Here is a 26,577-nt window from a genome sequence, read left to right as displayed (position 1 = left end):
CTAGACATTTAAATATTTATCCAAATAGTCCGATCGATCTTTAAGATCTTCCAAAAACTGGTCGTCACTATTTCCAAATAATATATGGTAATTATATCTTCTAAATGTTTGTACTACTTTGTTGTAGTTATTGGTAGTAATCTTTAACGTTACCTGAATAACATCGTTCTGGGTATCGGTTATAAAACCGCCGATCAACTTGGCATTGTTACTTTCTACGATTTGCGCTATCTCACTAAACGAATAATCATTGATCCCTGTTGCCACCACTAATATACTACCCGGGTCTGTAAAAAATGGGGTATCAATAAAAACGGTAACTATATCGCTTAGATCATAATATCCCAACACTTCTTCCTTCTCGCTTAAAATAGGTAAAAGGTTAGCTTCATTTCTTGCAAAACTTTCCAACACGTCTAACCAATTGGTGTCCCTACGTACAAAAAACCCTTCCAATTCATACCTGAACTGTTCTATTTTTGTACTAGGGAGCAATGCCGCAGTATCGTTTTCAGAAAATACACCTAAAAACCTACCGTCTTCTACAATAGCAACATGTGAATAGGTAGTGTCCTGAAAAAACTCCAGCACCTTTTCAAAAGTGTCCTTTATCTCGAATACGGGAATGTTGGTAATAATATGTTCTTGAATATGCATAGGCTTATATATAACGCAAAATAACAATTAATAATATCAAAAGGCGTGCCTTATTCGTATTTTTGAGGCTCCTAAAAGTTAAATACGATATAATGACAAAACTTAGCGTTAATGTGAACAAGATAGCAACGCTCAGGAATGCACGGGGAGGCAATGTTCCTGATTTACTAAAGGTTGCAAGAGACTTGGAGGATTTTGGTGCCCAAGGCATTACCATACATCCAAGACCGGATGAACGCCACATCAAGTATCAGGACGCAAGGGACTTAAAACAATTGGTCACAACAGAATTCAATATAGAAGGCAACCCTATCACAAAATTTATTGACCTTGTGCTGGACATAAAGCCAGAACAGGTAACCTTGGTACCAGACTCTGTGGACGCAATAACCTCAAATGCAGGTTGGAACACTATAAAGTATAAAGATTTTTTAACGGACGTCATCAGTACTTTTAAAAAGGCAGGTATACGTACATCTATCTTTGTTGACCCGGACCCAAAAATGGTTGAAGGAGCTAAAATTACAGGTACGGACCGTATTGAGCTTTACACCGAAAGTTATGCTGATTTATTTGTAAAAAATAAGGAGAAAGCAATTGAACCCTTTATCATTGCCGCTAAACGAGCCAATGAATTGGGAGTTGAAATTAACGCGGGCCATGACCTAAGCCTTGACAATATTGAATATTTTGCCAAAAATATTCCAAACCTTAAAGAAGTTTCCATAGGACATGCCCTTATTTGCGAAGCGTTATATCTTGGATTGGAAAATGTAGTTAACATGTATTTACATAGACTTAAATGACACAACTTTTAAACTCGGTGATTTTAGGTGAAGGCAGTCCGTTATGTATCCTTCATGGATTTTTAGGAATGCTTGACAATTGGAAAACACTGGGAAATTCTTTTGCGGAAAATGGATTCCATGTTCATTTAATAGACCAGCGGAACCATGGCAAAAGTTTTCATTCACCAGATTTCAACTATGATATCCTATCTAACGACCTACTAAATTACCTCAACCACCACAACATTGATAAAACCAATATAATTGGTCACTCCATGGGTGGTAAAACAGCTATGCAATTTGCATGCTCTCACCCAGAACGCATGGAAAAATTAATAGTGGCAGATATTGCGCCAAAATTTTACCCGCCACATCATCAAGATATTATTAATGCATTAAATGCCATAGACACCACAAATTTAAAATCCAGAAGAGATGCAGATGACCAATTAAAAAAACATATTTCCAATCCAGGTATTAGGCAATTCCTACTAAAAAACTTGGATAGGGATGATACTAAAAAATTGTGCTTTAAATTTAATTTGGCCGTACTAAGTGAAAAAATGGAGGAAATTGGAGACAACATCAATAGCACCGATAGTTTCAACGGTCCAACTCTTTTCTTGAGAGGTGATCGGTCTGAGTACGTAACCAATACCGACACGGAAATAATTCAACAGCATTTTCCTATGGCTACAATAGACACCATAGAAAATGCAGGTCATTGGCTACATGCGGAAAACCCAACACAATTCCTAAACAAGTCATTGGTGTTTTTTAATAAAGAGTAACAGGTATTGACATTAGTTTTATTATATTACGGATAGAAGTTTTACCCATACAATCAAGAACATTATGAAATTAATATTAAGAATACTTTTAAGCGCTTTGGCAGTACTTATTTTAGCCCATGTTCTACCAAATGTATCCGTAGATACTTTTATGACTGCCGTTATAGTAGCGGTCGTCTTAAGTTTATTGAATATTTTGGTTAAACCTATACTAGTGGTTTTGACCTTGCCCGTAACCATACTTACCCTAGGGTTGTTCCTACTCATCATAAACGCAATTATTATTTTACTGGCAGATAAATTAATAGACGGTTTTGCCGTAGGTAATATATGGTGGGCTTTGATTTTTAGCCTTTTACTTTCCTTTTTACAATCTATCTTTTTTACACTGCTCAAAGAAGACAACGCATAGTTGCTTTTCTTTTGAAATTCAATACTTTAAAAAATTGGTTGAGTTTACAAAATGTAGTATTTTTGCATCCCATTTTACACATGCAAATAGATATTAAGGAATGAATATTACTAAAGAGCAGATAGACGATTTAAACGCAGTAGTTAAAGTTGCTATCACAAAAGATGATTACCAAGACAAGGTAGATACCATATTAAAGGACTATAAAAAGCAGGCCAATATACCAGGTTTTAGAAAAGGCCAAGTACCTATGGGCCTAATTAAAAAACAATATGGCAAAGCCGTTTTGGTTGATGAAGTGAATAAATTGTTGCAAGACAACCTTAATAAATACCTTACCGAGGAAAAATTGGATGTTCTTGGTAATCCGCTTCCAAAACAACAGGATAATTTTGATTGGGACCAAGAAGAATTGGCCTTTGAATTTGAACTAGGACTTGCACCCAGCTTTGAAGTTCCTTTAAAGACCAAAAAAGCGATAACCCAATATAAAATTGTTGCCGACAAAAAAATGATCGACGAACAAGTTGAGCGTATACAAAAGCAGTATGGCAAACTTGTAAGCAAAGATGTGGTCAGCAAAAAAGATGAGGTAAGCGGTTCCGTAACCAATGAAGAAGAAGAGATCAATACTACTGCTATGCTAGAGGTAGATCAGCTTAAAAGTAAAAAAGCAGTTGATGCTTTGGTTGGAAAAAAAGTTGGAGATGAGGTGACTTTAAAGACAAAAGGGTTGTTCAAGGAAGATCACACCTTAGCAAGTGTATTAGGTATTGATAAGCAAAGAGCTGAAAAGCTAGATATTGAAGTAACTTTCAAGATTACGGAAATCAACGAACGTGAAGCTGCAGAGTTGAACCAAGAATTGTTCGATAAACTTTTTGGTCCAGATAAGGTAAAATCAGAAAAAGAATTGAAAGAACGAATCAAAGAAGATTCAGAAAAACAATTTGAACAACAAGCTGATCAAAAATTATTGAACGACGTAACGGAATATTTCATTGAGAATACCAAATTTGAACTACCTACAGGTTTCTTGACCAAGTGGATACAAATGACCGGTGAAGAGCCGTTAACGGAGGAGCAAGCTACCGAGGAATATGAAAAATCTGAAAAAGGATTGCGTTACCAATTGATAGAAGGTAAAATTATCCGTGATTACGATTTGCAAGTCCAATTCGATGAATTAAAGGAGTTTTCTAAAGGATTTATACGTCAGCAAATGGCTCAGTTTGGTCAATTGGACCCTAAAGAGGAAGAATTGGACAGTATAGCTGCGCGTGTTCTTGGAAATCAGGAAGAAGTCAAAAGACTCTCTGAACAATTAATGAGTCAAAAATTATTGAATTTATATAAGGAAAAAGCAAACCTTAAAGTTAAAGAGGTTACTTACGAAAACTTTGTGAAAGAAGTTTACGGATAAATTCAAACAATAAATTAAGTATCTTTACGGTGCCGGAAATGAAATTTTCGGCACCTTTTTTTACTCTAAAAAACAGATATATCATTTATGGATTACGGAAAAGAATTCAAGAATTTCGCTATAAAGGACCAAGGGATAAGCAGTACTTATTATGATGCCATAATGAGTAGCATGTATCCTACGAACATGACGCCCAACATTATTGAGGAAAGATCAATGAACGTTATTGCAATGGACGTTTATTCACGTTTAATGATGGACCGCATCATATTCCTTGGAACCGGTATTAATGACCAAGTAGCAAATATTGTACAGGCCCAACTACTGTTTTTGGCCAGTGTTGACGCAAAAAAAGATATTCAGATTTACATCAACTCGCCTGGAGGAAGTGTATATGCAGGTTTGGGCATCTATGATACCATGCAATTCATTAGTCCAGACGTAGCCACTATCTGTACCGGTATGGCCGCATCTATGGGCGCCGTACTTTTATGTGCAGGCGAAAAGGGAAAACGTAGCGGTCTAAAACATTCTAGGGTCATGATACACCAGCCAATGGGTGGCGCGCAAGGCCAAGCCAGTGATATTGAAATTACCGCAAGGGAAATATTGAAGCTCAAGGATGAATTGTACCAAATTATTTCCGAGCATTCTGGCAAGGACATTGAAAAAGTCCGTGAGGATAGTGATCGTGATTATTGGATGAAGGCAGATGAAGCCTTAAAATATGGTATGATCGATGAAATTTTAGTAAGGGATAAGGAGTAAATCCGACGAAAGTATTGAAATAAGTAATTGATTTTAAACCAAAAGCGAATTTGGTTCGTTTAAAGGTATAGCAAAGAGAAGATAGATAATGGCAAAGGAAAATTTAGAATGTTCGTTTTGCGGCAGAAAAAAGCCAGAAACAAATTTATTGATCGCCGGTCTGGATGCACATATTTGTGACCGATGCATTGAGCAGGCACATGGTATAGTTGCCGAAGAATCAAAGCAGACCAAAAGCAATGATCTTTCTTCTGAACTGGTGTTGAAAAAACCACAAGAAATCAAAGAGTTTCTTGATACGTTCATTATAGGTCAGGAGCGCACAAAAAAAGTAATGTCTGTTGCCGTTTACAATCATTACAAGAGGCTGTTACAACCCCCATCCAAAAAGGATGATATTGAAATCCAGAAAAGTAATATTATCATGGTCGGGCAAACCGGAACAGGTAAGACTTTAATGGCCAAAACCATTTCCAAATTGCTTAATGTACCTTTAGCCATTGTAGATGCTACCGTATTAACGGAAGCTGGTTATGTAGGAGAAGATGTAGAAAGTATTCTGACAAGACTTCTGCAAGCTGCGGATTATAATCTTGAAAAAGCGGAAAGAGGCATTGTTTTTATTGACGAAATTGATAAGATAGCCCGTAAAGGCGATAACCCTTCCATCACCAGGGATGTTTCCGGGGAAGGCGTACAACAAGGTCTATTAAAATTATTGGAAGGAACAACAGTTAACGTTCCCCCTAAAGGAGGTAGAAAGCATCCTGACCAAAAGTTCATTGAAGTAAATACGGAGAATATTCTATTTATTGCCGGTGGTGCATTTGATGGAATTGAGCGTGCCATAACCAAAAGGCTTAATATGCAAGCAGTAGGTTATAGTGCCTCAAAAGCAGATAACTTTTTGGACACCACCAATATGCTTCAATACATTATACCAAAGGACCTTAAAGAGTTTGGACTAATTCCTGAAATTATTGGTAGACTACCGGTACTTACCCATATGAATCCTTTGGATAAAAAAACATTGAGAGCAATTTTGACAGAACCAAAGAACGCTATCATAAAGCAATATGAAAAGCTTTTTGCAATGGATGATATAACGTTTACCATTACAGACCAAGCATTGGATTATATTGTGGACAAGGCTATTGAATATAAATTAGGCGCAAGGGGACTACGTTCTTTATGTGAAGCCATTTTCACGGATGCCATGTTTGAAATGCCCAGTACAGAGGAGAAAAAATTTAAGGTTACCAAACCTTACGCAGAAGAGAAATTATCCTATGACACCGTTAAAAAATTAAAAGCGGTATCTTAAACCCAGATAAATTATATAAAAAAGCGAGGACAATGGTCCTCGCTTTTTTTGTTGATTTACTTTAAATATTTCAAACCACTTTTTTTACCTGTGGAGTAATTTGAGTTACTTCCTGTAAGAGGTCCAGACATACTTTTTGTATAATCTTTTCATCAGTATATAACGTATGACCGTAGTTAGGCAGTATTTCCATATCAATACCCAGCCTATTGGCCCAATCTTCACTAGGCTTAAATTCATCATTATTGCCATAGAGTAAATGAAACGGCACATCTGGTCGTTCATTCTTTAAGCGAATTCTTGTTGCAGAAACGTTGTATAGTGATTTAACCGGTAAACCTCTTTTTGCAGCTTCCCATACAATGGTTCCACCTGTACTGAATGCCAAATAATAACAAGGTTCTTTCTCCTTTTTTAATAAGTGGGAAACAGCGGTATCTATACCTCCGTTAACGAATGCATTATGTATATTCTCTTCTGACTGAACTACCAAATCTATATTAGCCAATTGCTGGCTGTCATAAAAAGTAATATCAAAATATTGTTGGAGATAGCCAAGGTATGAAGTAATCCACAGTCCTTTTTTAGAACCCCACATGTCTGAAACGATCACTAATTTTTCTGCCATAATAATAGTATTTATTGTTTGGTTAAGTTTTCCTACAGCAAGTTGTGTAATTAACTTCACATTTGATCATTTAATTGTTTACCCGCTAAAATTATCGGTGTAGTTCCTGTTTAGGACGGGAAAAATGAAAAAGCTGTAGTTAAACTATTTGAACTCTTTTACATATCCAATACAAAGTTAATTCAACTTTATTTCCAATTTACAAGAATGTTGCAAATAGGTTAATAATTGGTATGTATAGAGCAAATTAGAGGTTTAATTGCAAAAGTTCCTCAATATAATCCCGCTTATTGGATAAACGTGGAATCTTATGCTGACCACCTAATTTATCATTGGCCTTAAGCCAATCATAAAAGAGATTTTTTCGCGCCACGTGAACAATAGGCATGTTTAAAGTAATGTTGTTATATCTCTTTGCTTCATAATCAGAGTTCAATGACTTTAAGGACTCATCTAAAACTCTAATGAATATGTCCATATCATTGGGCATGGTTCTGAATTCAATGATCCATTCATGGGTACCTTTTTCCTTATTGACCATAAATACCGGTCCAGCTGTATAGTCCTTAATTTCAGCTCTTGTTTTTTGGCAAACAAGTTTAAGTGCTTCCTCTGCATTTTCAATGATAAGCTCTTCCCCAAAGACATTAATATGATGTTTGGTTCTACCGGTAACTTTTATACGGTATGGACTTTTAGAGGTAAATCTAACCGTATCCCCTATTTTATAACGCCATAGACCTGAATTAGTAGTAATGACAATAGCATAATTTACACCTAATTCAACTTCCCATATTGGAACCACATCTTCTTGTGACGAACCATAGGTTTGCATAGATATGAACTCATAGAAGATACCATAATCCAACATCAACAAAAGATCATCCGCATTGTTTCTATCCTGAATGGCAAAAAATCCTTCAGAGGCATTATATATCTCATAATAATTAAAGTCACTTTTTGGTAGTATGTTTTTATACTGTTCCTTATAAGGACTAAAATTGACCCCTCCATGAAAATAAACTTCTAGATGTTCCCAAACCTGAAAAAGGTTTTCCTTACCGGTTTCCTGTAATACTTTATTCAACAAAACAAGCATCCAAGAAGGAACCCCTGCCAAACTAGTTACATTTTCCTGTACGCTTTCATGAATAATGGCCAAAAGCTTACTTTCCCACTCACTCATTAAAGACACTTTATTGCTTGGCGTACTGCTGTATTCTGCCCATAAGGGCATATTGTCTATTAAAATAGCGGAAAGGTCACCAAAGAACGACCCATTGTCCTCGTACAACTCCTTACTTCCTCCAAGGCGCAAACTTTTACCTGTAAACAATTGGGAATTTTCATTGTTGTTCAGGTAGAGACATAACAAGTCCTTACTAGATTTGTAATGGCAATCCTCAAGCGCCTCGCCACTAACGGGTATAAATTTACTTTTGGCATTGGTAGTACCGCTACTTTTTGCAAATAGCTTTACTTTAGTAGGCCAAAATAGGTTTTGCTCCCCTTTTCTTGTGCGTTCTATAATAGGCTCAATTTCTTCATAGGAAACAATGGGCACCCTTTCCTTGAACGTACCGTATGATGTAATAGATTCAAAATCATAAGTTCTCCCTATTTCAGTATCCTCGGCAAATTCAAGCAGCTGTAACAGAACTTCTTCCTGGACTTCTTCCGGATATTTTAAAAAAAGTTCTATTTGGTGATAGCGCTTCTTCAATAGCCAAGAGGCAATGGAATTAAATAAAGTTATTGGCATTTATAGGTATCTTTGTATTGCTAAAAGTAGCGTATAAAAGCATCATTTTCAAATTGACCATACATTAAGCAAATAAACATGCAATACGAAGGAGTACTAAAAAAAATGCAAACAGAAATTGGACATCCCATTCAATATTATATGGTGTTTGAAACCGATTTTCTAAATGTAAACCAAGTACTTGATAAACAGTTGACCATAACCTTCATAAAGCACCAATGCTTAAATTGCGGAAATGACAGGCCCATTTACAGACAAGGTTTTTGTAGGACTTGTTTTTTTGAGATACCCTCAGCAGGAGATTGGATAATGAGACCAGAACTCAGTACCGCTCACCTTGATAAGGAAGATCGGGACCTTGAATATGAAAAAAGAATTCAATTACAGCCACACATTGTTTATTTGGCCAACAGTAGCAACGTTAAAGTAGGTGTTACTAGAAAAGGACAAATACCTACGAGATGGATAGATCAAGGTGCACACGAAGCCATTGAAATTGTAGAAGTGCCCAACAGATATTTAGCAGGTATTACCGAAGTGGCCTTAAAGGATTACGTTGGGGACAAGACTAATTGGCGCACTATGTTGACCAATCTTGTTGTAGACGAGAACCTGGTGGAATGGCGCGAGAAATTAAGACCACACATTCCCCAAGAGGCTTTGCCCTATTATTTGGCAGGTCGTGAAGAAACCCAATTGGAGTTTCCGGTGTTACAATACCCTACTAAGGTTAAGAGCTTAAATTTAGCTAAAACACCATCTTATACCGGAACATTAAAAGGGATTAAGGGACAATACCTAATGTTCGAGGATAATACGGTATTCAATGTTAGGGGCAGCGAAGGGTTTTATGTAGGTATCACCGTTAATTAACGGTATCCTTCTTCTTTTTTCCAAACAAGCCGCCCAATACATCTTTTGCCTTTTCCTTTATAGCCTCATTACCACTTTTTGTAGATATTGAGTCTTTCTTAACCGCAGTGGAATCTTTTGGCTTTTGCGAAGTCAGTATGCCACCAATGATATCCTTAGCCTTTTGCTCGCTAGAAACCGTATCCTTACTTACTGAATCTGTTTTTTGTTGATTCCCGTTTAATATACCACCTATTAAATCTTTTGCTTTATCCGTACCTTTATTAATCAACCTTTGCTTTTCTATTTCAATTAATTTGGATGTTAATTGCTTCACCCCTGAAGTTAAATCGGTAGAAACCTGTGGACTGTTATACACCCCACCGATATTAGCGGTAACAGGAATAGTAACATCCTGTAGGGAAGGATCGTTTATTTTTGCGATCATCTTAGTAACTTCCGCACCTAAATATTTGGCAGGCACCTGCAAAGTAGCCTTATAATTTAACTTCTTGTCAAATGTATGGTTACCGTCTACATTTATGGCAACATCCTTATAATTTACCGTAAAAGGTTTAACGTTTACAACACCATCCTTAAAACTTAAGGATGTCTTTAAGTCCTTTAAATTTAGTTGGTCCAAATCAATAAAATTCAACTTACCCACCAAAGCGGTGAGCAAAGGTGCAGATTCCGTATCAATTTCATCAGTAGCGATGTCTGCAAAAAGCTCTCCTGTCAAAGACAGTAAATTTGGCAATAGATCATCTGTTAAATTACCGGACAATGAAATATCCGAACTTAATTTTCCTTTTAAAATTTGTGCTATTGGCGCCAAGGATTTAAATAGGTCCAATGAGCTAAACGCTTCTTGAATACCCAACTGCTCCAAGTCTAACTTCATGGCAAATGTTGGAACTTCCTGTTTTGTGGAGACCTCCCCGTTAAAAGCCATTTTACCCCCAAAAAGACCAGAAGACATATTGTTCAGTTTTGCCGTTTCATCCTTTATGACCAGGACGCCGTTTACATTGTTCAAGACAATATCATCATATAGTACCTGCTTGGCACTGGCATTGATCGTTGCATCCAAAAATGATGGAATCTTGATTTTGTCCGCCGTAGCATTTTGTCCTTCTGTGGAATTGTTTTGGGTCGTTGAACTTGACGATTCTTCATCAGAAACCATGAAATCATTCAAGGCAAAGGTGTTGGACTTTAAATTAAAATTCCCTTCCACATTTTCATCGTTGAACATAAATCCCAGAAGATTATTTATGGTTCCCGTAATATCAAAATCAGTTTTGCCGGTGGTACCGTTTAAACTATTTAGCGTAACGGTTTTTGGGTTAAACGTTAACCGTGCCGTACTGAACTTAACGGCATTTGCAAGTTCATCTGAGTTGTATTCAAAATTATCGACACTTAAATTACCATTAGTATTGGTTTTATCATATTGTTTGTTCTCAACGGATGCCATATCAAAAGCCGTAGTAATATCGGCCTTTAAATAACCTTTTAGATCATAGGTTGCAGGAACAGGATAAGCTTGAGAAATATTTGCCAAATTCATTGACCCGTCTACGTGCGCCTTGACCTTGGTATTCCCCATAAGTTCACTGATTGTGGAAGTTAGGTTAAACCTATCCTCATCTATCATAAAAGAGGCCTTATTGATTTCTACATACGTATCTTCCGCTATACCTGTTGTATTGTTCAATTTCACATCCAGAAATACATTACGAACGGCCTTGGGCAAATCTGGATATTTAAAAGAGGCATTATCCGATTTTATAACAATATTGAATTTTGGAATATGTTCCTCATCCACTATTCCTTTAAAATTACCGTTCACCTCAAATTCACCAGTGGTGGTTACAGTCTCTATATTCTTGGAATAGGTTTCCGGTATGACTCCTAAAAAGTTTTTAAAATCTGACGAAGGCGTCTTAAAAGTCAAGTCTACTTCTTGATTGGTTTCATTAACCTTTATAAAACCATTGAACACCAAGGGAAGTTGATTGACCAAAGCTTCATTTTTCAAAAAAGTATAGGTATTCTCATTCAGGTCTATACCAATAAGGGCATCCAGCTGAACCTTATTTCTGTTCAAATAATTTACGCTATCCATTTCAAGGGAAACCAAAGCGTTGGTATGCGTATCCAATTCTGAAGTAGCCAAGGACAAATCTCCAGTTCCATTATGCTGCACATCATCCATTTTAAAAGCTATACCAGCAGCTTGATCGGTATAATATATGCGTGAGTTTGTAATATCATAGGCCTGAAGATCAAAAGAAAAACCTTCAGTAGCGCCAGATTCCTCAACTGTCGTACTCTCAGATGGCATTGCAATATCATAATTGGCATTCTCATCCTTATCAACCACAATATTTAAATATGCGCCATCTACATTAAAATTATTAATGGCAATTGGCTCACCTGTACTTTTGAACAATTGCATAATGCCCATGGTCAAACCAAGATCTTTTGCCGTAAACAAGGTGTCTCCTTCAAAGGGTGCCTTATTGATCAATACCACATCCTTAAAGCTTACTTCTGCATTTGGAAAGCTACTGATCAAGCTTAAATCCGCATCGGCAAAGTTTAATGTGGCATTCACGTTCTTATTGACATTATTCTTGACAATATCACCAATTTTAGCCTCCAAAAAAAACGGAGCGGCAATTAAAACCGCAATAATCAATACTACTATGACACCAACAATCTTTACTATTTTCCTACCCATAATTTGTATACTTCTTTTTATAATGACCAAAGGTCTTTTAAAAATCCAAGTCTAATTCCTCATTTGGTTTTAGATTAAAACGTTTCCTCATTATATATACGAAGAAATAAAGAAAAGGGGTGTCAATAAATGCTATAAAAATCTTAAAAATGAATCCACTGACCACCAAACCAAAGAATAAATCCCACGGTAACACCTTAAAGACACATAATAAACCAACAACGGTAAACGTATCTAGAAATTGCGATAAAAAGGTCGAGAAATTATTTCTTAACCATAAATATTTTCCTTGAGTAAGTTTCTTCCAAAAATGATATATCGCCACATCTACATATTGGGCCAATAAATAAGCGATCATAGATGCCAAGACAGCTATTGGCGACAGGGCAAATACCTTTGTAAACGTTTGGTCGTCAATTGGGGACGAAGGTATTGCAGGTGCAATATCGGCAACAATTATAATCCCCATTGAAAAAAAAGAAGCAAAGATACCGGCGGTCACAATTTGGTTTGCCATTTTACGGCCATAAATTTCGGATATGAGATCGGTTATCAAAAAAGTAATGGGGTATGGCAATATACCAACGGATACTTCAAATAAGGAAACTCCAAAAACCGTCAGGTTACCAAAAGGGTTCCAATAAAAAAACTTTTGAAATATGAGGTTGGAGACCACTAAAGAAGTGATGAACAATGCCCCAAGATACAAGTATATACGTTGTGCCAGTCTCTTATCCCTAATTGTCATCGTTTACTTGATATCTAATGCAAAAGGCATTCTTGCCTGTATTCCCTTTCGTTCTTTAAAAGATTGCAACTCCTTTAAAATCATAAATGCCTCATCCCCTATTTCTTTTTTGATCAATGTCTCCTTAAATTGAACGCTAGCCCCTTCCAAGTCTTCCATAAAACGCTCAAAGCCACTTTTATACTTAGGGAATTTTCTAATACCATAACTTTCCAATCCTGCAATTTCCGCAGCGGCTTTAATGGCATCGTCCAAATTACCCAGCTCATCTACCAAGCCTACTTCCACGGCTTCGGTTCCACTCCACACCCTGCCCTGCGCCACGCTATCTACTTGTGCCATGGTCAGGTTTCTTCCTTGGGACACCCGTTCAAGAAATGTTTGGTACGTATCTTCAATACTCTCCTGAACCCGATTTTTAAAACTTTCCTTCATTGGCTCAAAAAGTGAGTAGTCTATAGCATTGGCATTGGTACCTACCTGTTCTGCGTTTATACCGATATCCCCAGCCAATTCCGTCAAATTGGGAATGGTCCCAAAAACACCTATAGACCCGGTAATGGTGGTAGGCTCGGCAAAAATCCTGTCAGCTCCCGCAGCAATATAATAACCGCCAGAAGCCGCTACGTTACCCATGGAAACCACCACGGGCTTTACCTCTTTGGTAAGGGCTACTTCCCTCCAAATAATATCTGATGTCAAGGCACTGCCTCCCGGTGAATTTACCCTAAGGACGACTGCCTTTACCTTTTTGTCCTCACGCGCTTTTATGATTGCCTCGTTTATAATGCCTTGCCCAATGATATCCGGACCGCCTTCATCATAAAATATTTCTCCTTGAGCAAATACTATTGCAATCTTATCGTCACCTTTCTTTAGTATTTTTTTGTTCGAATATTTGACATATTCGTCCAAAGTACTGTAATTAATATCCTTATTGGTAGTTAACCCCAGTGCATTTGATAATTTACCTTCATATTCATCATAGAAAAGAATATCATCTATCAAGCCAGATTTTATTGCATATTCCGGAGTTCTACCCCCCAAGGTATCCGCAATTATATTCAGGTCACTTTCCGTTATAGACCGATTTCTAGATATATCGGTTACCATAGAATTCCACAAGGAATGCAACAATTCTGACAATTGGGTCCTATTATCCTCACTCATGGAATTTTCCAAATAAGGCTCAACCGCACTTTTATATTTTCCGTGTCTTATAACCTCCATTTTTATTCCGGATTTTTCCTGCAAATCCTTATAATAAAGAACTTCCGTAGATAGTCCCTTAAAATCCAATACCCCTACCGGATTAATAAAAACCGAATCTGCAACACTAGCCAAATAATAATCTCGCTGCATATAAAAGTCGGCATAGGCATAAATAAATTTACCGGCAGATTTAAAATCTTCAAGTGATTTACGTATGGCCTGTGTCTGGGCCAGGCCAGCTATAATAAAATTGTTATTGATGCTGATCCCCTTAATACGTTCATCGTTCTTAGCAACCTCTATAGCATGAATGATTTCATCCAAACCTTGGGACTGTTCAAAAATACCCGCAAATGGATCTACCTCATTAATTCCTGTATAATCTGAAATTGGACGTTGTAACTGAAGTTCCAAAACAGAATTTTTCTTTACAGACGCCTCATCCTCACTTGCACCTACCAGACTAATGAAAATCAGGAACATTACGAACAAAATTCCAAAAGCAAACAATGAGCCTAGAATGGAAGCCAAAAAATTTCTCAAAAAATTCATGCAAATCTTAATTTTAAATCCACTTCAAAGATAACTAATGTGAATATGTTTTCTTTATTTTGTCCTGACATTATGGGAGTATATAAATCTGCATTTTTATCATTAGGAAGTAATTTAGGACAGCGAGATATCCTGATACAAAAGGCTATTTTTGAAATTGGTAGACAGGCAGGTGAAATTAGACAGGTTTCTTCCTTGTACGAGACTCCGGCATGGGGCTTTGAAGGAGAGGATTTTTTAAATGCATGCGTAGAGATACAGACCACCCTATCCCCAACTGATCTATTACAGGTTCTTTTAAATATTGAAAATTACTTTGGCCGTTTAAGAAAAGAAGGGGACGGCTACCAAAGTAGAACATTGGATATTGACATCATCTATTACGAAAAAGAGGTCATACAAACGGCCCAACTTACCGTACCACATCCTAAAATGCAGGAGCGAAGATTTATTCTAAAACCTTTGGCCGATATTACCCCACAGTTTTACCACCCATTGCTCAACAAGGATACCAGAAATCTTTTAATGGAATGCAAGGACAAAAACCCAATTGTTAAATTCCATAAAAAACCATTTACCAACCGGCACACCTTCTTTTCCAGTTTGGAATATATTGCCATAGAAGGGAACATAGGCGCAGGTAAAACTACCCTGGCCACAAATATTTCAGAAGATTTCAATGCAAAGTTAATTTTAGAACGATTTGCTGAAAATCCGTTTTTGCCTAATTTTTATGAGGATCAAGCACGGTACGCCTTTCCGCTGGAAATGTCTTTTTTGGCCGATCGCTACCAACAATTTACGGAAGACACCAACCAGTTAGACCTTTTTAAAAGCTTTATGGTCAGTGACTATGACATATACAAATCCTTAATTTTTGCAAAAGTGACCCTACAGCAAAACGAATTTGAACTTTATAGAAAAGTATTCAACTTTATGTACAAAGAGGTAAAAAAACCCAGGATTTACGTTTATCTATACCAGACCACCGCACGTTTAATGAAACAGATCAAACAGAGGGGTAGGGATTATGAGCAAAATATTGAGATGTCCTATCTGGAGCGCATCAATAGGGGGTATTTTGATTTTTTAAAGACCTATCCCAAAGAAAATCAACTAGTTATAGATGTTAGCGAATTGGATTTTGTAAGCAGAAAAGAAGATTACGAAAACATCTTGATGCAAATAGAAAACTTTGCCCTTTCTACGGTACGTTAAGATATTTATTGGTCAATTTCTTGCGTAAATGAAAAGGATTTGCTTTATTGCATGAGCATAAGAGCAACTAACTAACTCAAACTATACTCAAAAAACCTGGTCATTGACCAGGTTTTTTTATGCATTTAATTTACTCCAACAGTCCCACACGACAACACCTACACTTACAGCCACGTTTAAGGAATGTTTGGTACCAAACTGAGGAATTTCCAATACCTCATCACTTAAGGATACCACTTCCTGGGCCACTCCTTTTACCTCATTACCAAAAATCAACACTTGTTTTTTATCAGTAGAAGGGAGAAAAGTTTGTAATAAGGTGCTGTTTTCAGCTTGTTCAACGGCAATTACATGACAGTTCTCCATTTTTAATTTTCTGACTAATTCCTTTGTATCCTCAACATACTCCCATTCAACACTATCTGTAGCCCCCAAGGCCGTTTTGTGAATATCCTTATGGGGAGGTTGAGCGGTAATTCCGCATAAATAAATCTTTTCAATAAGAAAGGCATCTGCTGTCCTAAATACGGAGCCTATATTGTTAAGGCTCCTAATATTATCCAGGACAATGATAATAGGTGTTTTGCCGGCAAGCTTAAAATCTTCCACATTTTTTCTTTCCAACTCGTCATTTCTAAGTTTTCGCATTTTCCTTGTATAAATTAAGTGATCTGTTGGGATAAACTTATCCTCAAATATCAACAATCATTTAAAATCCATTGATAAAATCATACTTTCGTGAAGGTGCAAAATTAAGAGATAAAGATAACGTGGCGGATAAAAAACAGACAAAAAAGGTAACCCCTTTAATGAAGCAGTATAACACCATCAAGACTAAATATCCTGATGCGCTTTTACTATTTCGGGTAGGTGATTTTTATGAGACTTTTGGCGAGGATGCCGTAAAGGCCTCACAAATACTGGGCATTATCCTTACCAATAGAAACAATGGCAGTGAACGTACAGAGCTAGCCGGGTTTCCGCACCACTCCCTTAACACCTATTTACCCAAATTGGTTAAAGCTGGCCAACGCGTAGCAATTTGTGACCAGCTGGAAGACCCAAAGCAGACCAAAACCATTGTAAAAAGAGGTGTAACGGAATTGGTAACACCGGGGGTGGCCATGAATGATGATATTCTACACGCTAAAACAAATAATTTTCTTTGTGCCGTACACTTTGGAAGAAAAAAAATTGGTATTTCTTTTTTAGATATCTCTACAGGTGAATTTTTAACGGCAGAAGGCGGTGAAGAACAGATAGATAAACTACTCCAAAATTTTTCACCTAACGAAATCCTGATTTCCAAGGCCCATAAAAAAGAATTTACAGAAGTCTTTGGCCAGAATCACCATTTGTTCTATTTGGAAGATTGGGTTTTTCAAGAAGATTATGCCCTTGAAAATCTGACTGCCCATTTTAAGACCAAGACGTTAAAAGGTTTTGGTGTAGACCATTTGGTATGTGGTACTATTGCCGCCGGGGTCATTCTGCACTATTTGGGAGAAACGCAACACCGTCAATTACAGCACATAACCAAATTACAACGTATAGCAGAGGACGATTATATTTGGATGGACAGGTTTACGATCAAAAATCTAGAATTGTACCATTCCTCCAACATCAATGCTGTTACGCTTTTGGATGTAATAGACAAAACAATTTCCCCAATGGGTGGGCGTATGATCAAAAGATGGTTGGCCCTACCCTTAAAAAATCTGGACAAAATTAAAAGAAGGCAGCAAATTGTTTCTTATTTGCATAATGATGAAACCACTTTAGAAAGGTTTCAACACCACATAAAACAGATGGGAGACCTTGAGCGTCTCATATCAAAAGTTGCTACGGGAAAGGTATGTCCAAAGGAGGTGGTACAATTAAAAAATTCCCTTGAGGCATTAATACCCATAAAACAGTTGGCCACGGCATCCAAAAACGAAGCATTGGCACTTACCGGAGATAAAATTCAATCCTGTGATCTATTAAGGGCAAAGATTAAGGAAATGCTCAGCGAAGATGCTCCGGCCAATCTATTAAAAGGCAGCACCATAGCACCTGGGTTTTCCGAAGAATTGGATGAACTCAGGAATTTGGCTACCTCAGGTAAAAATTATTTAAAAAGTATGCTTGAACGGGAAACTGCCGCCACAGGTATTACATCTTTAAAAATCGCGTCTAATAATGTTTTTGGATATTACATTGAGGTAAGAAATACACACAAGGACAAAGTACCGGAGACTTGGACCCGTAAGCAGACCTTAGTCAATGCAGAACGTTATATTACAGAGGAATTAAAGGAATATGAAGCAAAAATCTTAGGTGCTGAAGACCGCATATTAAGCTTGGAACAACAGCTGTTTTCCCAATTGGTGGTCTGGATGCAAGAATACATTACACCCGTACAAAACAATGCCCAACTCATAGCACATTTAGATTGCCTTTGCGGCTTTGCCCAGTTAGCAAAGGAAAATGCCTATAATTGTCCTGAACTTAACGATTCAATGGATTTAAAAATTACCAATGGCCGCCATCCGGTAATTGAAAAACAACTTCCTTTAGGCGAACAATATATAGCAAACGATTTGTTTTTAGACCGTTCCAACCAGCAATTTATTATGATTACAGGCCCTAATATGAGTGGTAAATCCGCTTTATTAAGACAAACGGCGCTCATTGTACTTTTGGCACAGATGGGGAGCTTTGTACCTGCGGAAAATGCGCAAATTGGTGTGGTAGATAAAATATTTACACGTGTTGGGGCAAGTGACAATATTTCTATGGGAGAATCTACTTTTATGGTAGAAATGAACGAAACGGCATCTATCCTGAACAACCTCTCCGAACGAAGCTTGGTCCTACTGGATGAAATAGGTAGGGGAACAAGTACATATGACGGTATTTCCATAGCCTGGGCCATTTCAGAATACCTTCATGAACATCCTGCAAGGGCAAAGACCATGTTTGCTACACATTATCACGAACTCAATGAAATGACCAACACTTTTCCTCGTATTAAAAACTTTAATGTAGCCATTAAAGAATTAAAGGATACTGTATTGTTCCTTAGAAAATTGGTGCCGGGAGGCAGTGAACACAGTTTTGGTATACACGTAGCAAAAATGGCCGGAATGCCACAACAAGTTATTCAAAAGGCCAATAAAATTTTAAAGAAGTTGGAAAGTTCACATGCAAATGGCGAAATGGGCGAGCAATTAAAAAATACTTCTGATGAAATGCAGCTCAGCTTTTTTAACCTTGATGACCCCTTGTTGGAAGAAATCAAAGAGGAAATCACTCATTTAGACATAGATACGCTTACTCCTGTAGAGGCATTAATGAAATTGAACGAGATTAAACGATTGCTCACAAAGAACAAGAAAGCCACTTCGTAATATTTTTTATTTCTTTTGCTTAAAATTACTTTGGTTTTTGCAGAATTGTATTAAATTTGCACCCGCATCTTTTAGGAGATGTACGTTCATTAAAATTGCGAAAGTAGCTCAGGGGTAGAGCATCACCTTGCCAAGGTGGAGGTCGCGGGTTCGAATCCCGTTTTTCGCTCAAAAGATGCCGTTTCACGGCATTTTTTAATTACTACCAGATTGGCTCGAGTGGTGGAATTGGTAGACACGCCGGACTTAAAATCCTGTGCTCTTTGGGGCGTGCGGGTTCAAGTCCCGCCTCGAGTACAAAAACCCTTGTTAATCTTTTGATTTTCAAGGGTTTTTTGATTGGAAATATATTTTTTGTATGCTTATCTGTACGCATGGGACGAATTATGGGTATTTTTATTTGTTAAACATAGGTTCAAGTACACTTAAATAAAAAAAGACAACCAAAATGATTGCCTTTTTTTTTATGAATTTAAAACTTTCGTAACCGTCTATTAGAACTATCGATCAACTTCTTTTGATAATTCAACTTCAATCTCTTTTTGCTTCTTTCTATAGAGGTCATTTAAATCAATTGAAGGAAGATAATAAGGCCCATAATGAAAATTACTTGTTGTTGTCGCAATAATGCTTCTTAAATGACTTAATGCCATTGGCAATGCCGATTGACTCATTAATTTATCTTTTTTTTCAGATGAAATATCTATATTTTCATCAAAAGCAAATTTGAATTCTCCTAGTAACTCAATACCATATCCCCTACCTTCATTTTCTTGATTATGCAAATTATCAAGTCTGACCATAATTTTAAACAAATTATCATTGTCACTATTTAAAAAGAAGTCAAAGTCTAACTCAAAATTACTATTGGTTGGATTAAAATCTTGTATGTTTTCATTGTCACCTGAATATGACAGTATATTAATTCCAAGTAAATTGAATTTTTTAATTTGTAGTTCCGAATTTTTTATTTTCATCCCTCTAAAAGCTCTTCTTTATCATTACTTTTAATTGTAGCCGACGGATAAAATGAACGGTAATCCTTCTTGTTTGCTAGTTCATCATATCTTTTATTATAAATAATATCCATTTGGTTATCATTATAATCTCCAAGTTTGACACTAAAAGGTAACCCAATTGCGTTTTGAAATTTCACAAGAAAATCCATATTAACGAATTTTGTAGCATTAAAAACCTGTGAAATATAACTTTGCGAACATTGCATTTGACTTGCCAATTCTTTTCTACTTAAATCTGTTTGGTCTAGAAATTGTTCCATTACTTTGACAAATTTCAAAGAAAGGACTTCCTTTTGAAATTCGAATTTTTCATGTTCGTCTTCAAAACCTAATAAATCACTTATTGGAGATTCGTGACCTTTTTCAATCATGGTTTAGTTAATTTTAGAATTTATATTCTAATGACTGTATTTTACTTATAATATTCTGTATTTGCTGACTATCAACATTTTTTTGGACTTTTTTTACAAAAGACGTAATCAACACGACCTTTTTGCCATTGGCGAAAATTTCTTTACAGTAAATTCTAATATTTTGATTTTTTGATTTGCCTCCTTTGATTTTTATTGCAGCTACACCTTTCGCTTCTCTCTTATAAATCGAATTAATATAATCACATCTTAAAATACAACCAAATATTGTGTTTATTCGACTTCTACCAGCAAAACCTAATTGCTTTTCTATCTCCCTTTTATCCTTTGAATTTTCTGCATCAATATAAATTTCAACACTAGAATTTCTTAGTTCAGGAATACTCTCCTTTAGCTTATCGGTATTAATTTTTTCAATTTTTCTATCCAAAATTGAGCTTTAGGTTAATAATACTTAATTTTCCAAAGCCCTAAATTATTGTACTTTGTCCAAATCTAAGCAAATCTAGTTAAAAAAATATACTATTTAAGAAAATTATAATCATTAATTAACCTATAGCTTAAAACGAGGTTAACTATTATTTATTATAATCATAGAATAAAATGTCAAGTGATCTTAAATCAAATTTTGAATAATTGATTGAAAAAATAATTAGATTCTATCTGGGACATTATTATATCTATCTAAGGTCTTACTACTCACAAAACTACCTATTTCCAAAATTTTATTAGTTGGTGTGTCATACATTACCTCGACCCAAAAATATGATAATGAATAAAGAACATAGGTTATTCTACCCTCTTTAACGCTATCAACGAATTGACCTTTGGTAAAAACGGTATCGTATTTGTCATGGTTTGATAATATGTTGAAGTCGTATATGCCACTCATTCAAGTCCCGCCTCGAGTACAAAAACCCTTGTTTATCTTTTGATTTTCAAGGGTTTTTTATTTAGTATCATTTTATATTAAAGATTGAGCTCCTAAAGTTAATAGGTAATATTATCTTTAATCAAGAATAGGAGTAGATGCTAAAAACAATTTTAAAGATTTCCGGAGCATTGTTAATTGCGTTATTACTCGTGATAATTTGTTGCAATGCCATTATTACCAGCACTACCGAAGACAAAACATTCTTTGATATCCAACAAATTCCTACCAATAGGGTAGGTTTAATTCTTGGTACATCCAGCAGATTAACGGATGGTTCTCCAAATCCCTATTACACACATAGAATAAATGCCACGGTTGCCCTATACCAGGCCAATAAAATTAAATTTGTATTGGTTAGCGGGGATAATGGAACTATTTATTATAATGAACCGGACACTATTAAAAAAGACCTGATCAAAGCAGGCATACCCGAAAAGGTGATTTTTCTGGATTATGCCGGTTTCAGAACATTGGATTCCATGGTTCGCGCAAAATTTATTTTCGGATTGGAAAAGGTAACGGTAATATCCCAGCAATTTCATAACGAACGTGCCATATATATTGCCCAACAAAAAGGTTTGGATGCAATTGGTTTTAACGCAAAAGACCTTTCTACATCACAAGGAATCAAAGTGCAGGTTAGGGAATATTTAGCTAGGGTAAAGGTGTTCATAGATGCGCTTTTAAATACACAGCCCAAATTTTATGGCGAGCCCATAGAAATAAAATAGGTCTTTACAGCTTCAATTAAAAAGTTTACATTTATGGACACCAACCAAAACTACATCTCGTGTCCAGAACAGGAAAACTGCTTAGAAATCTAGGTCCAGGGTTATTATTTGCCAGTATGGCCATTGGCACCTCACATCTGGTATTATCCACAAAGGCAGGTGCGCAATATGGTTGGTTGATGGCCATTCCTATTATCCTGGCCAATATTCTAAAGTATCCTTTTTTTGAATTTGGTGTCCGTTATACCAGTGTTACCAATAAAACATTGATTGAGGGGTATTTAAACAGGGGTAAGGGATATTTATGGTTTTATGCAGGGATAACCTTGCTGACCACTTTTACAATCTTAGCAGCACTGTATACGGTTACCGCAGGATTGTTCATTAATCTCTTTGATATAGGTCAAAGCTCTGTAGCTACAGTAGCACTTTGGCTTTTTATTATTATCAGTGCGTTGCTCATTTTCGGTAAATATAAATTTTTGGAAATTAGTTTAAAATTTGTGGTCAGTATTCTATTCGTAGCCCTGGTCATTACCACAATATTAGTGCTGTTGCAGGGGCCTGTGCCCCATGTATCCAATTTTAAGCCTACACCTATATTCAATGAGGTAGGTGTTTTGTTTTTAATAGGATTAATGGGTTGGATGCCTACCACGGTAGAAGCTTCTAGTTGGGTAAGTCTTTGGAGTATTGAAAAATGGAAGAATCAACCAAAGCCAAGTTTAAAGGAATCATTACAGGAATTTAATGTTGGTTATGGAATTACGGCTATCCTAGCCCTATTTTTTATGATTATAGGTTGGTTTACCTTATATGGCACTAATACGCAATTGAGTGACAATGCTGTTAGTTTTGCTGATCAAATAGTACTTTTATTTACTGAACATATAGGTTCCTGGGCCTATATATTCATTGCAATATCTGCATTTGCGACCATGTTCAGTACATGCATGACGGCACACGATGCCATTTCTAGGGTAAGTTTGGACATTATTACCTTATTAAAAGAAAAAAGTACGGTCAAGGACAAGAATAACAAGTTATATTTCTCTATTGGCGTCATCTTATTGGCAGTAATCAATTTTGTGGTCATTACTGCCTTTAGTGCCAACATGGGGAACCTTGTAGCCTTGGCTACTTTTGTTTCATTTGTAGTCGCCCCTATCATAGGCTATATGAATTTAAAGAACGTGACCAGTAGTGAGGTAGCTCCAAACTTAAGACCGAACAAAAATCTAAGGCTTTTGACCTATATGGGCATCGTCTTTTTGTCCTGCTTCTCCTTGTACTACTTTTACATTGTAATCTTTTAGGACAACATACCCTTATTTATCTACCACAACGATTAAAGTACGTTCATTTTGCTTGTGAAGAAAATCTAGACAATATGCTCCATTGGTACAGTTGTTCTTTATTTTTTCCTCTCCAAAACCAACTACATCTACAATATTATTTGGACTTACACCTTTTTGAAGCAAATAATTTTTAATGGTATTAGCCCTATCCGTAGATAGTTTTTTATTGTAAGCGCTACTTCCCCTACTGTCCGTGTGGTTTTCAATTACCATTCTTAAACTTGGAAAATGCATAACGGCATCCACCACTTTGTTAAGCTCGGTTTCTACTTGAGCGTTCATGGTAGATTTCCCTTCATCAAAATAGAATTTATCCAATTTTAATATGGTTTTATCCTCTTTATTGGTCAGCAAATCCTCTAGTTTTACTAGTCCCATATTAAAAGATTTGTTTTGAAGATCTTCCATACCATCTTCCGAGTAGGTCGTAGACAATTGAGAATAGCCGTCCTTGGAAGTCTGTACCGTAATCTGACTTGACCATGGCACCTCAATTCTATAATCCCCATCTACCGTTGAAAACGTTTCCTTTAGGACTTCACCCTCACGGTCTAACAATTTTATACTCACCTTGTCCAATCCTACCTTGTTGGTAAGGTTCACTACCTTACCTTTAAGGGTGAAGGTTTTAAGCCCAGGGGTATTTTTTAAACTAAACCTATAAAGATCATCACCACCTTTTCCCTCATTCCTATTTGATGAAAAATAACCAGTCAATGAATTATTATCGGCACCTTCTTTAATGATAAAACCAAAATCATCCGCTACCGTATTTATTCCGTTTCCTAGGTTGACAGGTATCGTAAATGCATCACCTTCCAACATATTGGATTTATAGATATCCATACCACCATAGCCATAAAAAATATCCGATGAAAAATAAAGGCTTCCGTTATGGATATAGGGCGATATCTCATTACCCGGAGAATTGATACGGGGGCCAAGATTTTTAGGTGCAGAAACAATTTGGCCATTGTTGGTATACACATAATACAAATCCGTACCACCGTAACTATCATCAAAATTAGCAGCAAAATAAAGACGACCAGTTGTATCGTCCAAAAACGGATAATAAAAAGATGTACTAAGGTCTTTCAATAAAAACCTGAATTTTCCACTGTCCGTTAAAATACCTATGGCCAATGCATTTTTTCCATTTTCATCATAAGCAAGCTCATCGTTTTCAGTATTGGAAAGAATGTAATAGAACGATGCATATTTTTCCGAATAATATGGCGTTGATTTATGAAATCTGGAATCTGGAATTTTATCGAAAACCCTAACATCCACTAATTCCCCATCAGTACTTAACTTGCCATAATAGATATCTAAATAGGATTCTCCAGAGGGTTCATAAACACTCTTTGATTTTTGAAGCCTACTACTGGAGAACAACAACCCATCTTTATAGAATGTTGGTGAAAAATCTCCTTGGGCACTATTGGCACCTATGCCTTCAATTACCGTATTGCTATTGTCAGTGGCAATTTCCAAAAGGCTGTAATTAAATTCTGCATTTTCAAGAAGTTCCGGAGATAACTTATCCGCTTTTGACCTTAAAAAAGTTTTAACCCGTTCCCGTTCAGAATTTTTACTTAGGCTCTGTAATAATTTATTAAATTGATTGACAGTCATTATGGTGTCATTCTTATTGACATCCAGGTATAGTTTGGAAGCATCGTCAAACTTACCTGTTTGAAAATATGCATCTGCCAAGTTCAACAATTGCACATTGCTTAGCGACCTTTTGGCCATTTCACTCTTATATTCCGCAATTGCTTTTTCATATTGATAGGCATAGAACAAATCATCCGCTTTGGATTTTTTTTGCTGTCCCAATAGCGAAAATGGAAGGAAAAATAAAATAGTAAGATATAGTTTATAGTTCATTTTCGTTCGCTTTAAAAGAATCGAGGTGAATCAATTTGTTTAGGTTTGCCCTTTGCATTTTTATCCTTGTCACCACTATTTTTGGCAGGACCGCTTCTACCAATGTAAAATTTCAGGATTACCTCATGAGAGCCATTATTGAATTCCCCTAATAAATTGGTATTATAATCATATGAATATCCTACGAACAATGAATTGGAAACCTGAAACCCTGCAAGGCCACTAAAGGCGTTATCCAGGCGGTAAGAAGCACCCGCCGTAACTACATCGGAAATTAAAAAATTCGTGGATAAATTTACGTTTACCGGAGATCCTTGTATAGAGTTTACCAAAAAGGCTGGTTTAAATTTTAGGTTATCCGAAATATTGAACACATATCCTCCTATAAAATTAAACTGAATCTTATCCTCAACAATTGCGGCAACATCATCATTATACACACCTTCCGTTAAAAAGTTGGGCACAGATGCGCCCAAGTACCAATCATCTGAATATAAAAATGCACCCGCACCTACTGTGGGGTAGAATTTGTTGAGCATTTCCTCGTTTAAATTCTCTCCTGGATTTTCAAAAGTACCTTTGGAAAAATCTACATTTAAGAAACTTCCACCCGCGTCTATACCAAAAGAAAGCTTGGTTTCATCACTGACCATAATCTGGTATGAGTATGAAATATCCGCATAGGTCTGGGACATTGGTCCCAATTGGTCACTTACTACGTTCAACCCCAATCCTACCTTCTCATTCTGAAAAGGCAAATTGGCCCCAAAACGAAACGTTCTGGGCGCACCGGGTATATCTATCCATTGTGCCCTATATAGTGCGGATAATTCCGGAGATTCAACAGTACCCACGTAAGCCGGGTTAAAACTGCCAATATTATACATATACTGCGTATACTGCGGTTCTTTTTGTGAATATGCATTAAAGCCTAAAAGACAAAATAGAACCAGTGCAATTGTATAACCCTGTGTATTTAAGTTATAATCCATAATGTA

The 26,577-nt window shown here is 36.5% G+C and carries 24 protein-coding genes and 2 tRNA genes; 13 read left to right on the top strand and 13 right to left on the bottom strand.

Features of this window, described 5'->3' with window-relative positions; genetic code table 11:
- Window positions 1-657 carry a CBS domain-containing protein gene (locus Q2T41_RS12840; protein ID WP_304436408.1) on the bottom strand — a complete coding sequence of 219 codons (657 nt, stop codon included), beginning with the start codon at window positions 655-657 and terminating at the stop codon, window positions 1-3.
- 92 nt (window positions 658-749) lie between these two features.
- On the opposite strand from Q2T41_RS12840, the gene Q2T41_RS12835 reads away from it, so the two are divergent.
- The 6 genes from Q2T41_RS12835 (at window position 750) to clpX (ending at window position 6,163) form a co-directional block, all read left to right on the top strand.
- A complete protein-coding gene (locus Q2T41_RS12835; protein ID WP_089259391.1) occupies window positions 750-1,463 on the top strand; it encodes a pyridoxine 5'-phosphate synthase in 714 nt (237 codons plus the stop codon).
- The gene (locus Q2T41_RS12830; protein ID WP_304436407.1) at window positions 1,460-2,236 is read left to right on the top strand and encodes an alpha/beta fold hydrolase; all 777 of its coding nucleotides are present in this window, start codon (window positions 1,460-1,462) and stop codon (window positions 2,234-2,236) included. The genes Q2T41_RS12835 and Q2T41_RS12830 overlap by 4 nt, the downstream gene beginning before the upstream one ends.
- Before the next feature lie 64 nt (window positions 2,237-2,300).
- Window positions 2,301-2,648: a phage holin family protein gene (locus tag Q2T41_RS12825; RefSeq protein ID WP_089259389.1), complete on the top strand. Its 348-nt coding sequence runs from the start codon at window positions 2,301-2,303 to the stop codon at window positions 2,646-2,648.
- A 100-nt stretch (window positions 2,649-2,748) separates the two neighbouring features.
- Window positions 2,749-4,071 (top strand): trigger factor, encoded by a 1,323-nt coding sequence (tig, locus tag Q2T41_RS12820; RefSeq protein WP_304436406.1) that lies wholly within the window; start codon window positions 2,749-2,751, stop codon window positions 4,069-4,071.
- Window positions 4,072-4,158: 87 nt separating this feature from the next.
- Entirely contained in the window at window positions 4,159-4,839 is a 681-nt protein-coding gene (gene clpP / locus Q2T41_RS12815) for an ATP-dependent Clp endopeptidase proteolytic subunit ClpP (protein ID WP_089259387.1), read from the top strand.
- An 88-nt stretch (window positions 4,840-4,927) separates the two neighbouring features.
- Complete coding sequence (clpX, locus tag Q2T41_RS12810; protein WP_304436405.1) at window positions 4,928-6,163, top strand: ATP-dependent Clp protease ATP-binding subunit ClpX; 1,236 nt, start codon at window positions 4,928-4,930, stop codon at window positions 6,161-6,163.
- 70 nt (window positions 6,164-6,233) lie between these two features.
- Here the strand turns inward: clpX and Q2T41_RS12805 are convergent, their stop codons facing one another.
- The gene (locus Q2T41_RS12805; RefSeq protein ID WP_367186867.1) at window positions 6,234-6,851 is read right to left on the bottom strand and encodes a dienelactone hydrolase family protein; all 618 of its coding nucleotides are present in this window, start codon (window positions 6,849-6,851) and stop codon (window positions 6,234-6,236) included.
- Window positions 6,852-7,038: 187 nt separating this feature from the next.
- On the bottom strand, window positions 7,039-8,553 hold the full coding sequence (locus Q2T41_RS12800) for a GH3 auxin-responsive promoter family protein (protein WP_304436404.1): 1,515 nt from the start codon (window positions 8,551-8,553) through the stop codon (window positions 7,039-7,041).
- Between the two features lie 78 nt (window positions 8,554-8,631).
- Here Q2T41_RS12800 and Q2T41_RS12795 point away from each other — a divergent pair, with 78 nt between their 5' ends.
- Window positions 8,632-9,426, top strand: coding sequence for a DUF2797 domain-containing protein (locus tag Q2T41_RS12795; RefSeq protein ID WP_304436403.1), 795 nt, complete (start codon window positions 8,632-8,634; stop codon window positions 9,424-9,426).
- On the opposite strand, the gene Q2T41_RS12790 is transcribed toward Q2T41_RS12795, so the two are convergent.
- The 3 genes from Q2T41_RS12790 to sppA are packed head-to-tail and all read right to left on the bottom strand — an operon-like array spanning window position 9,419 to window position 14,666.
- Window positions 9,419-12,154 carry an AsmA-like C-terminal region-containing protein gene (locus tag Q2T41_RS12790; protein WP_304436402.1) on the bottom strand — a complete coding sequence of 912 codons (2,736 nt, stop codon included), beginning with the start codon at window positions 12,152-12,154 and terminating at the stop codon, window positions 9,419-9,421. The two genes, Q2T41_RS12795 and Q2T41_RS12790, sit on opposite strands and share 8 nt — an antisense overlap.
- A 37-nt stretch (window positions 12,155-12,191) precedes the next feature.
- Window positions 12,192-12,902, bottom strand: a complete 711-nt coding sequence (locus Q2T41_RS12785; RefSeq protein ID WP_144804596.1) for a queuosine precursor transporter — start codon at window positions 12,900-12,902, stop codon at window positions 12,192-12,194.
- Between the two features lie 3 nt (window positions 12,903-12,905).
- Window positions 12,906-14,666 carry a signal peptide peptidase SppA gene (gene sppA, locus Q2T41_RS12780; protein ID WP_304436401.1) on the bottom strand — a complete coding sequence of 587 codons (1,761 nt, stop codon included), beginning with the start codon at window positions 14,664-14,666 and terminating at the stop codon, window positions 12,906-12,908.
- 45 nt (window positions 14,667-14,711) lie between these two features.
- On the opposite strand from sppA, the gene folK reads away from it, so the two are divergent.
- Entirely contained in the window at window positions 14,712-15,884 is a 1,173-nt protein-coding gene (gene folK, locus Q2T41_RS12775) for a 2-amino-4-hydroxy-6-hydroxymethyldihydropteridine diphosphokinase (RefSeq protein WP_304436400.1), read from the top strand.
- Window positions 15,885-16,001: 117 nt separating this feature from the next.
- Here the strand turns inward: folK and Q2T41_RS12770 are convergent, their stop codons facing one another.
- On the bottom strand, window positions 16,002-16,532 hold the full coding sequence (locus tag Q2T41_RS12770) for an RNA methyltransferase (protein WP_304436399.1): 531 nt from the start codon (window positions 16,530-16,532) through the stop codon (window positions 16,002-16,004).
- Window positions 16,533-16,693: 161 nt separating this feature from the next.
- Here Q2T41_RS12770 and mutS point away from each other — a divergent pair, with 161 nt between their 5' ends.
- From mutS to Q2T41_RS12755, 3 genes are all read left to right on the top strand, one after another.
- Window positions 16,694-19,276, top strand: a complete 2,583-nt coding sequence (gene mutS, locus Q2T41_RS12765) for a DNA mismatch repair protein MutS (protein WP_304437444.1) — start codon at window positions 16,694-16,696, stop codon at window positions 19,274-19,276.
- A gap of 97 nt (window positions 19,277-19,373) precedes the next feature.
- A tRNA-Gly gene (locus Q2T41_RS12760) sits at window positions 19,374-19,445 on the top strand.
- Window positions 19,446-19,489: 44 nt separating this feature from the next.
- Window positions 19,490-19,573: transfer RNA gene (locus Q2T41_RS12755), tRNA-Leu, on the top strand.
- Between the two features lie 203 nt (window positions 19,574-19,776).
- On the opposite strand, the gene Q2T41_RS12750 is transcribed toward Q2T41_RS12755, so the two are convergent.
- The 4 genes from Q2T41_RS12750 to Q2T41_RS12735 all read right to left on the bottom strand — a co-directional run bounded on the left by Q2T41_RS12750 (window position 19,777) and on the right by Q2T41_RS12735 (window position 21,558).
- On the bottom strand, window positions 19,777-20,253 hold the full coding sequence (locus Q2T41_RS12750; RefSeq protein ID WP_304436398.1) for a hypothetical protein: 477 nt from the start codon (window positions 20,251-20,253) through the stop codon (window positions 19,777-19,779).
- Window positions 20,250-20,666 carry a helix-turn-helix domain-containing protein gene (locus tag Q2T41_RS12745; protein WP_304436397.1) on the bottom strand — a complete coding sequence of 139 codons (417 nt, stop codon included), beginning with the start codon at window positions 20,664-20,666 and terminating at the stop codon, window positions 20,250-20,252. Before Q2T41_RS12745 ends, Q2T41_RS12750 begins: the two co-directional genes overlap by 4 nt.
- A 13-nt stretch (window positions 20,667-20,679) precedes the next feature.
- The gene (locus Q2T41_RS12740) at window positions 20,680-21,096 is read right to left on the bottom strand and encodes a hypothetical protein (RefSeq protein ID WP_304436396.1); all 417 of its coding nucleotides are present in this window, start codon (window positions 21,094-21,096) and stop codon (window positions 20,680-20,682) included.
- A 222-nt stretch (window positions 21,097-21,318) separates the two neighbouring features.
- Window positions 21,319-21,558: a hypothetical protein gene (locus Q2T41_RS12735; RefSeq protein WP_304436395.1), complete on the bottom strand. Its 240-nt coding sequence runs from the start codon at window positions 21,556-21,558 to the stop codon at window positions 21,319-21,321.
- Window positions 21,559-21,695: 137 nt separating this feature from the next.
- On the opposite strand from Q2T41_RS12735, the gene Q2T41_RS12730 reads away from it, so the two are divergent.
- Window positions 21,696-22,331, top strand: a complete 636-nt coding sequence (locus Q2T41_RS12730; protein WP_304436394.1) for a SanA/YdcF family protein — start codon at window positions 21,696-21,698, stop codon at window positions 22,329-22,331.
- 59 nt (window positions 22,332-22,390) lie between these two features.
- Window positions 22,391-23,647 (top strand): NRAMP family divalent metal transporter, encoded by a 1,257-nt coding sequence (locus Q2T41_RS12725; protein WP_304436393.1) that lies wholly within the window; start codon window positions 22,391-22,393, stop codon window positions 23,645-23,647.
- Between the two features lie 12 nt (window positions 23,648-23,659).
- On the opposite strand, the gene Q2T41_RS12720 is transcribed toward Q2T41_RS12725, so the two are convergent.
- Together Q2T41_RS12720 and Q2T41_RS12715 are read right to left on the bottom strand one after the other, a co-directional pair.
- Entirely contained in the window at window positions 23,660-25,579 is a 1,920-nt protein-coding gene (locus Q2T41_RS12720; RefSeq protein ID WP_304436392.1) for an OmpA family protein, read from the bottom strand.
- Window positions 25,580-25,590: 11 nt separating this feature from the next.
- Window positions 25,591-26,571: a PorP/SprF family type IX secretion system membrane protein gene (locus Q2T41_RS12715; RefSeq protein WP_304436391.1), complete on the bottom strand. Its 981-nt coding sequence runs from the start codon at window positions 26,569-26,571 to the stop codon at window positions 25,591-25,593.
- Window positions 26,572-26,577 lie beyond the last annotated feature (6 nt).

This window comes from Maribacter confluentis, assembly GCF_030505015.1.
Lineage (GTDB): Bacteria > Bacteroidota > Bacteroidia > Flavobacteriales > Flavobacteriaceae > Maribacter > Maribacter sedimenticola.
The sequence above is the reverse complement of the archived record's forward strand: the minus strand, read 5'-3'. Positions and strand labels throughout refer to the sequence as shown.